The organism is Flavobacterium sp. W21_SRS_FM6 (assembly GCF_052119645.1).
In the GTDB taxonomy this organism is placed as follows: domain Bacteria; phylum Pseudomonadota; class Gammaproteobacteria; order Enterobacterales; family Alteromonadaceae; genus Paraglaciecola.
Map to the genome: position 1 here is coordinate 218,853 of NZ_JBGQOM010000004.1, position 16,027 is coordinate 234,879.

The 16,027-nt window shown below is 44.5% G+C and carries 15 protein-coding genes; 5 read left to right on the top strand and 10 right to left on the bottom strand.

Annotated features, from left to right (window positions below; translation table 11 throughout):
* Positions 1 to 6: 6 nt before the first annotated feature.
* From ACEN2L_RS09005 to ACEN2L_RS09015, 3 genes are all read right to left on the bottom strand, one after another.
* Positions 7 to 1,590: an alkaline phosphatase gene (locus tag ACEN2L_RS09005; protein ID WP_441743338.1), complete on the bottom strand. Its 1,584-nt coding sequence runs from the start codon at positions 1,588 to 1,590 to the stop codon at positions 7 to 9.
* 232 nt (positions 1,591 to 1,822) lie between these two features.
* The gene (lpxH, locus tag ACEN2L_RS09010; RefSeq protein ID WP_441743340.1) at positions 1,823 to 2,569 is read right to left on the bottom strand and encodes a UDP-2,3-diacylglucosamine diphosphatase; all 747 of its coding nucleotides are present in this window, start codon (positions 2,567 to 2,569) and stop codon (positions 1,823 to 1,825) included.
* 80 nt (positions 2,570 to 2,649) lie between these two features.
* The gene (locus ACEN2L_RS09015; protein WP_306021046.1) at positions 2,650 to 3,144 is read right to left on the bottom strand and encodes a peptidylprolyl isomerase; all 495 of its coding nucleotides are present in this window, start codon (positions 3,142 to 3,144) and stop codon (positions 2,650 to 2,652) included.
* A 160-nt stretch (positions 3,145 to 3,304) separates the two neighbouring features.
* Between ACEN2L_RS09015 and cysS the strand changes: the two genes are divergently transcribed.
* Positions 3,305 to 4,708 carry a cysteine--tRNA ligase gene (gene cysS / locus ACEN2L_RS09020; protein WP_441743342.1) on the top strand — a complete coding sequence of 468 codons (1,404 nt, stop codon included), beginning with the start codon at positions 3,305 to 3,307 and terminating at the stop codon, positions 4,706 to 4,708.
* Between the two features lie 207 nt (positions 4,709 to 4,915).
* Positions 4,916 to 6,628, top strand: coding sequence for an ATP-binding protein (locus ACEN2L_RS09025; protein ID WP_441743344.1), 1,713 nt, complete (start codon positions 4,916 to 4,918; stop codon positions 6,626 to 6,628).
* Positions 6,629 to 6,723: 95 nt separating this feature from the next.
* On the opposite strand, the gene ACEN2L_RS09030 is transcribed toward ACEN2L_RS09025, so the two are convergent.
* The 3 genes from ACEN2L_RS09030 to gloB form a co-directional block, all read right to left on the bottom strand.
* On the bottom strand, positions 6,724 to 7,182 hold the full coding sequence (locus ACEN2L_RS09030; RefSeq protein WP_441743345.1) for a methyltransferase family protein: 459 nt from the start codon (positions 7,180 to 7,182) through the stop codon (positions 6,724 to 6,726).
* Between the two features lie 105 nt (positions 7,183 to 7,287).
* On the bottom strand, positions 7,288 to 8,958 hold the full coding sequence (locus ACEN2L_RS09035) for a LysM peptidoglycan-binding domain-containing protein (protein WP_441743347.1): 1,671 nt from the start codon (positions 8,956 to 8,958) through the stop codon (positions 7,288 to 7,290).
* An 82-nt stretch (positions 8,959 to 9,040) separates the two neighbouring features.
* A complete protein-coding gene (gene gloB / locus ACEN2L_RS09040; RefSeq protein WP_441743349.1) occupies positions 9,041 to 9,811 on the bottom strand; it encodes a hydroxyacylglutathione hydrolase in 771 nt (256 codons plus the stop codon).
* A 129-nt stretch (positions 9,812 to 9,940) separates the two neighbouring features.
* Here gloB and ACEN2L_RS09045 point away from each other — a divergent pair, with 129 nt between their 5' ends.
* Both ACEN2L_RS09045 and ACEN2L_RS09050 read left to right on the top strand, forming a co-directional pair.
* Positions 9,941 to 10,693 carry a methyltransferase domain-containing protein gene (locus tag ACEN2L_RS09045; protein ID WP_441743351.1) on the top strand — a complete coding sequence of 251 codons (753 nt, stop codon included), beginning with the start codon at positions 9,941 to 9,943 and terminating at the stop codon, positions 10,691 to 10,693.
* Positions 10,694 to 10,739: 46 nt separating this feature from the next.
* Entirely contained in the window at positions 10,740 to 11,402 is a 663-nt protein-coding gene (locus tag ACEN2L_RS09050; RefSeq protein WP_441743353.1) for a YdcF family protein, read from the top strand.
* A 29-nt stretch (positions 11,403 to 11,431) separates the two neighbouring features.
* Here the strand turns inward: ACEN2L_RS09050 and ACEN2L_RS09055 are convergent, their stop codons facing one another.
* The 3 genes from ACEN2L_RS09055 to ACEN2L_RS09065 form a co-directional block, all read right to left on the bottom strand.
* A complete protein-coding gene (locus ACEN2L_RS09055; protein ID WP_441743355.1) occupies positions 11,432 to 12,184 on the bottom strand; it encodes a substrate-binding periplasmic protein in 753 nt (250 codons plus the stop codon).
* Between the two features lie 180 nt (positions 12,185 to 12,364).
* Positions 12,365 to 13,222 carry a glutathione-dependent disulfide-bond oxidoreductase gene (gene yghU / locus ACEN2L_RS09060; RefSeq protein WP_306021037.1) on the bottom strand — a complete coding sequence of 286 codons (858 nt, stop codon included), beginning with the start codon at positions 13,220 to 13,222 and terminating at the stop codon, positions 12,365 to 12,367.
* Positions 13,223 to 13,286: 64 nt separating this feature from the next.
* A complete protein-coding gene (locus ACEN2L_RS09065; protein ID WP_441743357.1) occupies positions 13,287 to 14,027 on the bottom strand; it encodes an SDR family oxidoreductase in 741 nt (246 codons plus the stop codon).
* Between the two features lie 175 nt (positions 14,028 to 14,202).
* On the opposite strand from ACEN2L_RS09065, the gene ACEN2L_RS09070 reads away from it, so the two are divergent.
* The gene (locus ACEN2L_RS09070) at positions 14,203 to 14,802 is read left to right on the top strand and encodes a TetR/AcrR family transcriptional regulator (RefSeq protein ID WP_441743359.1); all 600 of its coding nucleotides are present in this window, start codon (positions 14,203 to 14,205) and stop codon (positions 14,800 to 14,802) included.
* 13 nt (positions 14,803 to 14,815) lie between these two features.
* Here ACEN2L_RS09070 and ACEN2L_RS09075 read toward each other — a convergent pair whose 3' ends face one another.
* Complete coding sequence (locus tag ACEN2L_RS09075) at positions 14,816 to 16,024, bottom strand: multidrug effflux MFS transporter (protein ID WP_441743360.1); 1,209 nt, start codon at positions 16,022 to 16,024, stop codon at positions 14,816 to 14,818.
* Positions 16,025 to 16,027: the final 3 nt, after the last annotated feature.

The window sequence follows — 16,027 nt, forward strand, 5'->3', positions numbered from 1 at the left end:
TTCTGCCTATTCCTGAATTAAGTCGAGCGCTTGTTCAATTAAATGAAACACAACACTTTGTTCAATCACACCTTGAACCAACTGGGCGCCGGGCCCCTGTGCATGTAGGGCAATGTCTTCGCCTGAATGGGTTTCGTCACTAAGGGGGACCAACGCTTCTTGGTGATAACCGCTGGCGGTAGTATCGATAGTGGTAAGATCTGCACGGCCTAGCGCAATGTCTTGGCCGTAGCTTAAATCTGCATCAGTCGCGTTGCCTAGGTCATGAAAGCCATTACCGTTGTTGTAGCCCACTGTGGTGTAAGGCATGCCCTCGGCGTCTAACGCGGCTTCATCAGAGCCAACCGATACCACTTTTCCTAAGATGGGATTACCACGTTTTGGGTATCCGGCGATGGTAAAAACGTGGCCATGATCGGCAGTGACTAAAATTAAGGTATCGTCAGGGTTGGTCATCGCGACCGCTTTTTCAACGGCGTCAGATAAGGCAATTGCATCGGTTAGAGCGTTGTAAGCACTGCCTGCATGATGGCCGTGGTCGATACGGCCTGATTCAACCATCAAGAAATACCCTTGTTCATTGTTATCCAGAATATCAATGGCTTTTTCAGTCATTTGCGCAATTGAAGGCTCGCCTGCAACATCATTTGCGCGGTCTGCTTCGTATTGCATATGTGATTCATTAAATAAACCAAACAGTTTGGTGGTGGTGGCCGCATCAACAGCTTCAAAACCCGCTTGGTCAATCACGTACTTACCTTGTGGATAATGGGCTTGCCACTGAGCGGTCAAGTCTTTGGAATCAGTGCGGTCACCTTCGACTTCGCTTACTGCATCAGCACTGTTAAAGGCAGCGTCCTTAGGTAAAAACGAGCGACGTCCACCGCCCATGACTACGTCGATTCCGTCTACATCCACACCTTTAAACCGAGCTTCAAGGTTGGCTTCAAAATTCACTAATTGACTGGCAATGTCGGTGCAACCGGCGGCAAGTGCAGTTGCAGGCATGTCGCCGTCATCTTCCCAGTTGCGGTCTGCTGATTTAGCGTAAGTCGCCGCAGGTGTTGCATGAGTAATACGGGCAGTAGAAATAATACCGGTAGACAAACCTTTGATTTCAGCTAACTCTAAAGCGGTAGTCACCTCATTGCCTTTGGCTGTGCTGCAATCGCCGCGCTCAACGTCTTCATCTACCCCTATGACGCCAACGTCAGTTTTTAGGCCTGACATCATCGCCGTCATGGTACCGGCTGAATCAGGAGTTTGGGCGTCAACGTTATAGGTTTTAACTAGGGCGGTATGGTGAAAAGCCTCGAAGCTTAAATAGCCTTCTTCACCGCTGTTACCGGCTTGTTGTCCTTTTAGGATGCGAGACGCAGTGAGGGTAGAAATACCCATGCCATCACCCACAAACAAAATAACGTTTTTTGCTTTGAATTTATTGTTGGTTTCGAGTTTTTGCGTGAGTTTTGTTTGGGCATCCGTGTACCAGTTATCAGCGCTTTGATAAGCGGGTACAACCTCTGCGCTAAGGGCGGTGGACACGGCTAATGCCAGCACGCCATAAGCTGCTTTGTAAGTCTTATTCATCGTTGTCTATCCTAATTGCGGTTTTGTGTGTGAGGGTCGAAAGTGAATTCTCGACCTAGTTGACGCACAGTAGCTTAGGTGAGCTTTGTGAAACTCAGGCGACAGTTTGTTTACAATTACGCGGCATTACTGTGTCGTTTTTGTGGCAGCGAGATGACAAAAATATTATTGAGCTTAGTGCTAGGCGAGGGGAAAAGTAGGTGGCGACATTAGGCTTTTTTGTGCTGGCTACCTATTCATTGGCGCTAAAGTTAAAGGCTTGATTGCTTAGCTCTATGCCATTTGGGTCAACTTTCAAAATGCTGCCTTGATCGTACCAATCGCCCAATACAATGCGTTCGGCTGCTTGGCCATTGACCGTTAAAGCGTGAATAGCAGGGCGATGAGTGTGGCCATGAATAAGCCGAGTCACTTGATGGGTTTCCATGGCTTTAACTACGTCTTGTGGGGTGACATCCATAATATCCATGCTTAATTTTGCATGGTTTTGCTTACTGGTTTTCCGGCCATTTTCGGCGATTTTGCGTCGAGTACTCAGCGGCAGGGCAAGCACTAAACGAGGCCACCACCAACCACGGGCTTTGCGACGAAACTTCTGATACGCCACATCACGGGTACACAGTTCATCACCGTGCATTAACAGGGTAGGTGTGCCGTACAAATCAACGACAACTTGCTCTGGCAATAGGGTAAATCCGGCTTGTTTGGCAAAGGTGTTGCGTACTAAAAAATCACGATTACCGTGGATAAAATAAACCGCTACACCGGTGTCGGCCAAGGCTTTAAACGCATCTGCAACACTGAGATTAAAGGCACTTTGATCATCATCACCAATCCACGCTTCAAATAAATCACCTAATACGTACAGTGCCTCTGCTTGCACGGCTTGTTCCTGTAAAAAGCGAAACAAACAGTCGCTGATATCCGGGCGCTCAGCACTAAGATGTAAGTCAGATATAAAGTAGGTCGTTGGGAGCATGGTGCTTTTATGTAATTTGGCTGGAAAAACCTACGTGCAAACACTAACAAAGTGTTGCGCGTAGGTAGTAGAGGCAAAAATTATTCGATGATTTCTGCTTTTTGAATAATGACATCTTCAACAGGTACGTCTTGGTGATAACCAGAATTGCCTGTTTTTACCGCTTTAATTTTTTCAACAACGTCCATGCCTTCAGACACTTCAGCAAATACACAGTAACCCCAACCATCGGGTGTTTCGCTGCGGAAGTTTAAGAAGCTGTTGTCTTTTACATTAATAAAAAACTGTGCAGTGGCAGAGTGAGGAGCGTTAGTACGCGCCATCGCGATTGTGCCTTCGTTGTTGGCTAAACCGTTGTTTGCCTCATTTTTGATGGTGTCTTTAGTTGGTTTTTGTTCCATACCTGGACCAAAACCGCCACCTTGGATCATGAAGCCGTCGATAACACGGTGAAAAATAGTATTGTCGTAAAAACCTTCTTTCACATATTCCAAAAAGTTAGCCACGGTAAGCGGTGCTTTATCGGCAAAAAGCGTAAGGGTGATTACGCCATAATTTGTATGTAGTTTAACCATTAAGTTGTCCTGTAACGTCAACATGTCAATAAAGCGCTCATTCTAACACTAAACAAAGTAAGTTTTTAAGCAGTTAGCACTGATTGATTAATGCGAGGCGAGTTTCACAATGCTAGAATCGGCGTTTTTTATTATTCCACAGCCTAAATAGGAAAACGTAATGCTGCATATTTACAACACACTTACTCGACAAAAAGAGCTATTCCAGCCATTGCAACCGGGCAAAGTGGGTATGTATGTGTGTGGTATCACTGTGTATGACTTGAGCCACATGGGCCATGCTCGTACGTATTTAAGTTTTGATTTAATGGTGCGTTATTTACGCTCACGGGGCTATGAAGTGAATTATGTGCGAAATATCACCGATGTTGACGACAAAATAATTCAGCGTGCTCAGCAAAATAACGAAACCATGGAGCAATTAACTCAGCGTACTATCGCCAAGATGCATGAAGACTTTGCCGCGATTAATTTACTTGAGCCCGATATCGAGCCACGGGTTACCACGCATATTCCTGAAATTATTGATGTGATTGAAAAGCTTATTGCAAAAGGCTTTGCCTATCAATCGCCCTCGGGGGATGTATTATTTGAGGTCAATAGCTACAGTAATTATGGCAAACTTAGCAAACAAGATTTAACGCAATTACATGCGGGTTCGCGCGTGGATGTGGATAACGATAAACGGGATCCGATGGATTTTGTACTATGGAAAACGGCTAAACCGGGCGAGCCAGCTTGGGCATCACCTTGGGGAGAAGGTCGACCTGGCTGGCACATTGAGTGTTCGGCGATGAATCAGAAACACCTTGGTAAACATTTTGATATTCATGGTGGTGGATCAGATTTGATTTTTCCCCATCATGAAAACGAAGTGGCGCAATCATGCTGCGCTTTTGACACCCCTTATGTGAATTACTGGATGCATGCTGGGATGGTACAGGTTGACCAAGTTAAGATGTCAAAATCCCTTGGGAACTTCTTTACTTTGCGTGATGTACTCAATCAATATGATGCTGAAACCCTGCGTTACTTTTTGATGTCAGCCCATTATCGCAGTCAGTTAAGTTACTCAGAAGATAACATCAAACAAGCCCGTTCAGGTTTAGAGCGCTTATACACGGCATTGCGTGATATTGAGCCTAACATGGCGGTTGATTTAACATTGGGCGCCTATTTGGCGCGTTTTAATGCGGCGATGGACGATGACTTTAATGTACCAGAAGCCGTTGCCGTGTTGTTTGAAGTGGCCCGAGATTTAAATAAAGCAAAATTAGATAACGGTCCAGAAGGCCAAGCAAAGGCCGCAGACTTAGCTGGTGTGCTACGCCAACTTGCCGCTGTATTGGGGATATTGCATCAAGCTCCTCAGACATTCTTACAATCTAGCTTAAGCACGAATGGTGATGATGATGTTGCCAAAATCGAAGCGCTGATCAAAGCCCGTAACGATGCCAGAGCCAAGAAAGATTGGGCAGCAGCTGACGTGGCCCGCGATGGCCTTCAAGCCTTGAATATCGTACTAGAAGACGGACCTAACGGCACGACGTGGCGCCGAGGGTAGTTGATACAAAAGGGCTTTGATTGCTCTGTGCCTGATTCATCGCTAAAAATTAGCGAAAAAGCAGCGAACCGGTAAATATGAAAAGGGCAACTAACCTAGGGTTATTTGCCTTTTTTATAATTTTTAGTTTATTTATTAGTATGGTACGGGGTCTTTATTGACCATTGGCCTAATATACATTGGTACAACGCTTAGTTTGGAGCTTAGATGAGTCAACACAGCCTCGTAAATCAAGACAGCAATGACGCCATGGTTCAACTTCGCTCAGTGGCATACTTTTTTGCTGTCCTCTACTTTTTTCTCACCTTAGCCCACTTTTTTTTTCTGCAAGACGATTTTAAGTGGGTCTTAATCACCTCTGCATTGGTGACAGCCACGGTGAGTTTTATGCTGGGCCGCATGGCTGCTCACATCTCGAGTACTCAGCAGAGCCTTGGCATTCTGGCTTTATTAGTTATGGGCACAAGCAATAGCCTGTTGCATTTATGGTTGTCTCATGCTCCTGAACAAACCACTAATATCTTCGTGACCATTATTGCCTCAGGCATTGTACTGTCTAATCGTTACCATTGGGTTGCGGCTATTTTATTTAATTGGTTGGGCTGGATTACTGTGAACTTCGTTCTTGAAATGCCCTTGGTACAACATTTTTTCTTTGCCATGTCCATGAGTACATTATTGAGTTGGTTTGCTCACTTAGCGCGCAAAAACGTTGTAGCGAAACAAATAGAGCTCAAACAAGAGAGGGATATTGCCATTCAACATGAAATGGAAGCCAAGGCCGCTACGGAAGCAAAAAGTGCATTTTTGGCCAATATGAGCCATGAAATTCGCACACCTATGAATGGTGTCATTGGCATGATTGAAATGGTTGCCCGTTCTAATCTGAACAAAGACCAAGCGGATTTTATTGCAACTGCTAAACGAAGTGCTGACTCACTAATGATTATCATCAATGATATCTTAGATTTTTCAAAAATAGAGGTTGGTGAACTTGCTATCGAGCTTATGGAATTTGATGTCGATCAGTTTCTTTCTGAGCTTGTGCATGATCAACAATTTCAAGCGAGTAAAAAGGGCTTGCTGCTAGATTTGAGCAAACCTCAAAGTCAACAAACTAGGGTGGTGGGAGACCCTTACCGTATAAAACAGATATTAAATAACTTGCTGTCAAACGCCATTAAGTTTACCGAAACCGGTGGCATTAATATTCTATATCATCTGGTCCACATTGACGATTATCTGCGTTTGGATGTTGAAGTACGTGATACCGGCATGGGTATAAGTGAAACCGCCCTACCTTTTCTTTTTGACTCTTTTTCTCAAGCAGACACATCGACGACCCGAAGATTTGGTGGTACCGGATTGGGACTGGCTATTTGCAAACAGTTGTGTGAGTTGATGGGGGGCAATATTAGTGTCGAGAGTCAAATAGGGAAGGGCTCTACGTTCAAATTTTCAATTAAGCTTGGTGTGCCGGCTCCCTTAGCCCCATTGAGTCAGCAACAGCATAGGGCGTCGATGCCATCTTTTGTTCATTTAAGACTTCTGTTGGTTGAAGACAATTTCATTAATCAACAAGTCATGCTCGCCATTTTAGAAAGTATTGAGGTGAACGTCGATGTTGCCAATGATGGACTCGAAGCGATTGATATGCTCAAGCAAGCTCGTCCGACAACGTATGATGTCATTCTGATGGATTGTCAAATGCCTAATTTGGATGGTTACGAAGCAACTCGGCGCATAAGAGCAGGTGATGCGGGTGAAGTGTTCAGTCAAATTCCTATTGTCGCCCTAACGGCAAACGCCTTGACGAGCGAAAAACAGAAGTGTTTCGATGCTGGTATGAACAATTACCTAACTAAACCGGTCGAGATTGAGTCTTTGAAAACAATTTTAGCAAGTTATCACAAAATTTAGCTGCCATAGATACCGTAGACATGTGTGCTACAGCGCCGCCAATACTGGATTTGCCAAGTTGGCTGGCTAACTCGCAATAATTCTGTGTAAGGCCGTTATATCCAACGCCTCACTCGTTGTTTGTATTCAACATACTCCTCACCAAATAAGCTCTCTACGATACGTTCTTCAGGCTTAATTTGAAACTGTGTCATGTAACTAATAAACAAGGGCAATACGATAAAGCCCAGCAGGCTAGCAAATTCGATAATGGCGCCAATGAGCACTAACACCATACCCAAATACATCGGGTTGCGGGTGTATTGGTAAATGCCAGAGGTGACTAAACTACTGGCCTTATTTGGATTGAGTGGGTTAGTGGACGTTTTCGCAAGGCGAAACTGCCTAAGGCCCATAAATGCGACAATAGCGCCAGCTAATAAAAACAGGCCACTTAGGGTATCCGTTAAGGCAAAGCGAAAAGGGGCAATGGATAATTGCGAGATAGCATAAACTAAGGCGATGGCAATGATAATCTGCGCAAGAGGTGGAACTTTGAGTGCTAAGGTGTGCATAGTGTTCTACTTTAGGGCTCTATTAGAGAGCTTAACATTCGCTGCCTGCGTTAAAGCAAAGGATGTTAAGCCGCTATTTCAATGTCTTTAGGGCTAAATGGGCGTTTAGGTCCGCGTTACATCAACATAAATTTTCAAACGCTGACCAGGTTGTAAGTATTTTTTGGCATTTATTTTATTCCATTGCTGGATGTCTTTAATACTCACTTTGAATTTATCTGCAATTCTGGCTAACGAGTCGCCGCTTCGCACGGTATAAGTTAGGCTGCGCATGATGGCGTTATTCGATTGACTATCAGTGACTTTGTCCACCCACACCACAAGGTTTTTACCCGGTATGAGAGGGTCGGTCGGCGCCATGCCATTCCATTTAGCTAAGCTGCGTAAATTCACTTTATATTTGCGGCTGATATCCCACATGGTATCGCCACTTTTTACTTCATGACTTAACTTAAAGGCCCCGCTGTGTTTTTTAGATTGGGTTGCCACTAAACGCTGGTCTTGCGACAAACTATAAGAATCAAGAGATTTGAGCGCCACAGGGATGACTAAGTAGTCACCTTGGCGGATCATGTTGCCTTTTAACTCATTGACTTGCGCAATAATGTCTACGGTAGTGTGATATTTGTCAGCGAGCTTTAACAGGCTATCGCCACCTTTAACTTTATGGCGCACCCAGTTTAAGCGTTCTTTACTGTCGGTTTTTGCCAAGGCTTGTTGAAACTGACTGACCTTATCAATTGGCAATAATAACTCAAAGGGCCCATCAGGATCCGTGGCCCAGCGGTTGTAGCCAGGATTCAATGCATGCAGTTCTTTTACTGTCAGCCCCGCCATTTGTGCAGCTAAGGCTAAATCAATTTGTGAGCCTACATCAACCGCTTGGGTTAAGGCCTGATTCTCAATTTCAGGCCAAACAAAATTGTATTTTTCGCTGTTTTTTAGGATATCCGCTAACGCCAACAATTTAGGCACGTAGGCACGAGTTTCGCGAGGTAAATCAAGCGCCCAAAATTCGGTGGATTTATTGGCTTTTTTGTTACGCTTAATAGCAGCCATTACCCTACCTTCGCCGCTGTTGTAAGCGGCTAAGGCATGCAACCAATTGCCGTCAAACATAGTATTTAAATAGGTCAAGTAGGCGATAGCTCCTCTAGTGGAAGCCAGTACGTCGCGGCGTCCGTCATACCACCAGGTTTGTTTCATGCCAAAACGTTTGCCAGTAGCAGGAATAAACTGCCACATTCCAGCTGCGCGGCCATGGGAATAAGCAAAGGGATCAAAGGCGCTTTCAACAATAGGCAACAGCACCAGTTCAAGGGGCATATTGTGCTTTTCGATCTCTTCAACAATAAGGTGTAAAAAAGGTTTGGCGCGCTTAGCAACACGCTCCATATAAGCGGGATGACGCAAATACCAATCTCGTTGCTCGGTCACCCGTTTATCATCAATAATTTCGAAGTTAAGTTGCTTGCTGATCCGTTGCCATATATCAACAATCTCCTCATCAACTGCAGCGACTTCTTCAGGTGCCTCTAGTTCATCTACGACCACTTCATCTACCGGATGCGTGACCGGAATGGTGCCTGCTTCAGCAGAATCACAATCAAAAATGTCAGCCACTTGTTCCCCTGATTGTTCACAGGAGACTCTAATTTGTTCAGCAATTTGGTGTTCTTGGTCTAATTCTTGGTTATCACTTGTTTCGTTCGGCGTCATTTGACAGGCCGATAGAAGTGCACTCATGGCAAGGATACTTATAATTTTTACTCGCACAGACAGTTTCCTTGTGGATATTGGTACTCATAGTTAAGGGCATAACACCCTCAATTAATGCATTGCTTTCGCATTCTACTGATTAAAACTCATCTTTCCAGCGTCTTAGCGCGGCAAAGGTATCTTCATTTGTACTAAACGGAGTGTTGCGATGGTCTAAAAGCGCTTGTTTTACACTGTCTAACTGGCACCGTAAAAATGGGTTTATGGCAAGCTCTTTGGTGATTGAACTTGGCAAGGTCGCACGCTCAGTTGCACGTTGCGCTTGGGCCCATTGGTGGTATTCGAGTAAGGCTTGGTTATTTGGTTCAACCGCAAGCGCAAATTTTATATTGGCTAAGGTGTATTCGTGAGTGCAATAAACTAGGGTATCTCCTGGCAGAGCCGCTAGCTGACTTAGAGAGTCATGCATTTGCGCTGGTTGGCCTTCAAATAAACGACCGCATCCGGCAGAAAACAAGGTATCACCGCAAAATAATCGCCCAAGGCCATAATAGGCAATATGATCGAGGGTATGACCTGGTACTTCCATGACGGTAAAGTCCAAATCAAGTTCTGGTAACTTAAGGCTGTCGCCTTGACCTACGCGCACATTAATTAAATCAATCTTGGGGTTGTGGGGACCAAAAATAGTGATATCACCAAAGGTCGCCACGAGCTCTGACAAGCCATTAGTGTGATCCCAATGATGATGAGTAATTAGGATCCCTTTCAACGAAAGTTTGTGAGTTTGGCAAAATTCGATAACTGGCTGTGCATCGCCCGGATCCACCACGTAGCAGTAGCTGCTGTTATGCAAACACCATATATAATTATCTTGAAAGGCTTTAATAGCCGAGATCTGTAAAGACACCCTTACTCCTTATTCTTTGAGCCTTAACTTTATTGGCTGTCGCCGTACCCTATCGACAGTTGCAGTTTTTGGCCAAATGACAAACAATTGCTTGAAGATCTTATTTAAGAACTAGGTTAACATAATTTGATGAAACCAGCCTTAACTCACACCGCACCCCAATACCCCAACTCGTGGCAGGATTTGCCCATGGGGGAGGCCTTACGTGATATTGTTGAGGCCACCTTGGCTGAATCAAGTCGTCAATTTTTTGGTTACCATTTATTACGACTCGGTAATTTGAGTAGTGAAATTACCCTTGCTCAATGCCCCATTAAACATAGATTTAATCTCACACGCAAAACACAAGATTATAGCCATGTAGTGGGCAAACCTGATTCCTTGCCCATAGCTGAAAATAGTGTTGATGCTATTTTGTTAGCTCATGAATTAGATTTTGCCAAAGATCCCCATCAAATTTTACGTGAAGTAGTCAGAACAATTATTCCAAATGGTCATTTAGTCTTGGTAGGATTTAATCCCTGGAGTTTATGCGGGCTGTTCAAGTATTTGCCCTTTAAGCGCAGTAATCCTCTGCATCACGCACGTTTTTTTAGTCTTACCCGCACCAAAGATTGGCTTCATTTACTCGGCTTTGAAATCACTTCGGTGCGCCGCTCGGTATTTTCTGAGCTTTTTTTGGGGCGCCGTCTGGCCCCTGAATCTAATTGGCTAACGTGGTGTGAAAAATACTTAGGTTGGCTCAGTGCGATCTATATCATCGAAGCAAGAAAGCGAGAAATTCCGCTTAGTTTGATCAAACCAAAGTGGAATACCAAAGCGAAATTTGCGCCAGTAGGTGCCACTACGTGGCGCACCGGCTCGATGAAAGTGGACAATTAGCTCTGCCGTTCTTCAGTCAAACCTTCTACGCACTGAGCTGAGCTTGATGCTAGATGGCGTTCGCGACGATATCTACCCACTCCTCACTAGCCTGTGGGATTACCACCAGTTAAAGCATGAGATTAAGCCGGCAGATTGCATAATTGTTATGGGCAGTCATGAGCTTTTTGCTGCCCACAGAGCCGCAGAGCTTTATCAGCAAAAGATGAGTGATGTGCTGATATTCAGTGGGGGCTATGGAAAATTGACCAAACTAGCTAAACAAGCCCCTGAAGCACAACGTTTTGCTGAGCTTGCTGTACAAGCTGGGGTCGCCACCCGTGATATTTGGCTTGAGACTCACGCCAGCAATTGTGTTGAGAATATTCGGTTTTCGATGCAACTGTTGGCCAAACAAGGACGAATGCCTCAGAGCGTAATACTGGTGTGTAAGCCGTATTTAGAGCGACGAGCCTTCGCCACTTTTAAGCAGCAATTTGTTGATATACCCGTCACTGTGACTTCTTATCAAGTGAGTCTCAAGGATTATCTTGTTATGGTCGATGATGTTAAGCAGTTTATCAATCTGATGGTCGGGGACTTACAACGTATAATGGTGTATCCAGCCAAGGGGTATCAGATACCGCAAGCTGTGCCACAAAATGTTTGTGAGGCGTTTAATCGTTTGGTGGAACTCGGTTTTAACCAGCAAATAATCAGTGACCGCTAACATGGAGTGGGGAGTAAAGAGATATTGGCTTAGTAATTCCTAACATAGCGCTCAAAAATAGCGTGATATTGACCGTTTGCTTTTAAGTGGCGTAATCGTCGGTCAAATTCATCACGCATTTTTTCGGATTTAAACATAAATCCATTAGGACTGGCGCCAAATATGGCTTGTCGGTCAACCTTTTGAGTCATGTCTATGTTATTGGTCGCGGCGATATTCGCTCGATAGTAATCAAAAATAGTGGCGTCCATTTGGACCACATCAAAACGTTCGAGAAATAACATTTTGACCTGCATGGATTGATCAAAAGTTTCACTGTAGCGCGGATTATTTTTTGCCATAAGTGCGTAGTCTGCGCCCAAATGGACTGTCGCATCTTGCCATGAAAGTAAACTGTATTTTTCAAGATCGCTAAGTTGAGTCAATTGGACATGACGTTTTCTTAAACTAAACGCATAATTTTGGTAGGTATAGGCCACCTCAGACATATAGCCTTGAAGTTGATATTTTTCAATGGTGTTTGAGTTCATGTCTGAGACTACATCAACCGTACCATTCTTATAGGCCTTGGAACGACGAGCGTAGGGCAAGTAAATTTTTTCAATTTCATAACCTAAAGGAGTCATTGCCGAATCAAAAATATCGATAATGATACCTGTGTTCGTATCCGCGAGTACCCATGGAGCTAATATTTCACCAAAGGCAACAGTGATTTTTTCCTTGGCTTGTAAGCGAGCGCTGTAAAACAAAGTGACGAAAATGACTAAAGCGCTAATTTGCATAAAAGAATTCAATGGATACCTGCTGTTATTTAGTCACAGTTTGCCTATTATCGGCATTCGCATAAAGCAACAAGACTGAGGCAGAATAGAGCGTAGTAGCTGCCTAACCTGTTTTATCAGTCCCTACCTATATTGGCAGGTTAACGAGTGGATCGCTAACCTGTATTCGACGTAATGTTCTTACTTAATAAACTTAATGGTAAAGTCTTGTGCACTGTGGCGCTCGGGCAGTTGTTCACTTTCTTCGCCCCACACTCGGTTAACGCGACGTCCTCTTTGCACTGCTGGTCGCAGTAAGATGGCCTTAGCCCAACGCTTTACATGAGGGTAAGAGTCAGCATCAAGATACTCAGCGGCCTCGTATACTAAATTAAGTACTAGCGCCCCGTACCAAGGCCAAATCGCAATGTCAGCAATTGAATAATCGTCACCCGCAATGTAGGTGTTATTAGCAAGTTGGCGGTTTAATACATCGAGTTGGCGTTTTACTTCCATGGTAAAACGTTCAATCGGGTATTCCATTTTACTGGGTGCGTAAGCGTAAAAATGACCAAATCCGCCACCAAGATAAGGCGCAGAGCCCATTTGCCAAAAGAGCCAGTTCATGACTTTTGTGCGCTGTATTGTGTCTTTGGGGAGCAGTTGCCCAAATTTTTCAGCGAGGTAAACAAGTATTGAACCTGATTCAAATACATTAATTGCTTGCTCGCCAGACAAATCCAATAAGGCTGGAATTTTAGAGTTGGGGTTAATGTCCACAAAGCCACTTGAAAACTGCTCACCCTCAGAAATTTTGATTAAATACGCATCGTATTCTGCTTCTTTGACACCAAGAGCCAGTAGCTCTTCGAGCATGATGGTGACTTTTTGTCCGTTTGGTGTTGCCATAGAGTACAGTTGCAGAGGATGTTGGCCTCTGGGTAGCGTTTTATCGTGGGTAGGCCCTGCTATGGGGCGATTTATACTGGCCCAATTGCCGCCATTTTTGCTTTTCCATTCCCAGACTTTTGGGGGAACGTAATCTTCTTTATCAGTCATTTTGAGTCTCAACTTGTTGGGATTGCCATCATAAGGGCGCCGCTCACTGCACCCTGAACGTCTATTATTGAGCGCTTGATGGCGCAGTAATCATTGCATCTGAAAAGCTCTGATAAGCGCCTTGAATTTGTTTAGCCATGGCGTCAGGGAACAGGTGAAACTTACCGTCGGCAAGCGCTTTTACAATACCTTCAGATACACTTTCAACGGTATCTGAGGTTTCAAAGCCGGCTTTACTGGCCATGTCGGTGTTAATGGGGCCTGGATGCACGCTAAGTACCTGAACACCAAAGGGCGACAACTCGTCTCTCAAGCCTTGAGTCACAGAATAAGAGGCCGCTTTTGACGCCGAATAGGTGGTGAAAGGCGTGAAGTTAACGATTGATGCCACAGAGTTTAATTGCACAAAGGCGGCAGACTCTTTCGTTTTTAATGCAGGGGCAAAAGCGTTAGCCACGCGGATTAGGCCGAGAACGTTTACCTTAAACTCATGGGCCAAGGCCTCTTCAACGTTATCTGATAAGGGACTTGCAACTTCTAAAACACCCGCATTGTTAACCACAACATCAACATCTGTTGCTTGAGAAGCGGCTAATGTGATTGACTCGGCGTCTCCTGCATCGAGGGTCAATGTCACGACTTTATTGCCATACTGCTCTGATAACTCAGCAGTACTTTTAGGATCCCGGACCGCCAAATATACTTTTTTAGCACCATGGCTAATAAATGACTCCACAATAGCCTTGCCAATACCACGATTAGCACCTGTTACTAGTGCCACTTTGTCTTTGATTAAAAAGCGCATAAGATTTCCTTTTTTACTATTAAGTTAATTAAATTTACTTTGTACCGATCGGTAAAGTTGCGGTGATTGTACCGATCGGTATAATGCTGTCAACTGCTATTTTTAGTGGACACTTAGTATTGTGTTAGTAGAACAGTGGTAAGTTTGACCGGAGTAAGTCACGTGGAGCAGGTAAGTGCCAAGTAACAGCAAGATTAAGTTTGACCGAAGTCAGGCTCTCAAAGCAGCAATGATGGTTTTTTGGAAAAAAGGTTACGGAGGCGCGTCTTTAAGTGACTTGACCGAAGCAATGGGAATTAACAAACCCAGCATGTATGCCACTTTTGGCAATAAAGAAGTCTTGTTTGTGAAGGCAACCGAGCATTATGTTGAAAGTGTTGATCTTGTGCATCGTCAGCAATTATTTGCCGTTGAAAGTGATTTATCAACTCGTCTAAAAGCTTATTTGAGCTCGGTGATTAGTGGCCAATGTTGTGAAAATACCCCGAAAGGGTGTTACATTTCGCTCTGCGTCTCTGAGGCGGAAGGAGAGTGTATCCCTCAAACGGCGGTGGCAAAAATTAAAGAAGTTAGCCAGTTTGCCTATCAAGCGCTAGTCGATGTGTTCACTCATGACGAAGAAGCGAAACAGCGAAACCTTCATGTGGATGCACAACTACATGCTCGATTTTTAATAACGTTTTTAAGTGGCACAGCTGCCATGGCCAGAGCTGGCGCTGGGCAAGAAGCGTTGCTTCCGCTCGTAACCCAGGCCATGAAAGGAATTGGTCTGTGATGAATTGCTGCCACTAATAATGTAGTGTGATGTCACTTGTTTGAGTTTGGACACTATCTGCCTGCATGCGCCAAATAAGGAGCACGCAAATCAGCGAACACGCCCCTTGCGCCAACACGATGGACAAAATCCCTTCAGGTAATAGGGTCGATGCCGCTGAAATGAGGCCAGCTACTGAAAACTGAGTTGCGCCCATGAGCGCCGCTGCTGTACCTCCATTTTTTTCAAAGTAGTCCATATAACATGCTTGAATATTGGGGGATGTAGCACCTAAGGCTCCAATGGTAAATACCATGGCCAGAACAAAAAGAATCAATACTGGCTGGAAGAGGCTAATAGTGATCAACAATAAGATCGCGCCTGCTTGTAAGGTTAAACTTCCTCTTAATATCTGAAAGGCAGAATAGTGATTAAGTAAAAAACGATTACTTAAATTGGCAACTAACATCAGAACAACATTGGCTGAAAATAACAAAGAAAAAGTGCCAGGTGTTACCTCAAAATGCCCCTGATAAATATATGAGGCATGGGCAATAAACAGCATTAAAATTGATGACGTTAAAGAGCCAATAACGATAAATCTCAGGGCTGGTCGATTGGCTATAACCTGTTTATAGCGTTTAATGATATCGATTTTTTCTTTGACTACCGTAGGCGCTTTTTGTTTAAACACGGTTTGGCTCAGTAGCAGCATAGCTACCAAGGCGTAGGCTCCCAGAAAAACAAAAATGTAATGCCACTCGGCCATTACTAAAATTAAACTACCAATATTAGGCGCTACCGCGGGTGCTAATGCCATAAACAAGCCAATCAGGCCAAAAAATTTGGCGGCCTCGGTACCAGATAAACGGTCTCTTACCAGTGCGGGCACGGTCACTGTGGCCGCGCCACCCCCTAATGCTTGCAAGACCCTCAGCAGTAAAAATTCGCTTAGGCTGTTTGCAAACGATAAGAAAATACTGGCAATAGCAAAGAGCGCGATGCCGCTTAGCATGACTTTACTGCGACCAAAACGGTCAGAGAGCGGCCCGCCAAATAATTGCCCTAAGGCTAATACAAAAATATACAGAGAAATCGACAGCGACACTTGGTGCACTGAAACATCAAGGCTTTGCGCGATGACGGGAAAAGCCGGAAGATAGGTGTCAAGGGCGAATGGCCCAAGGGCCATTGCCATCGCGAGCACCGTGGCGGTTTTTACTGAAAGTGTTTTTACTTGCAAAAT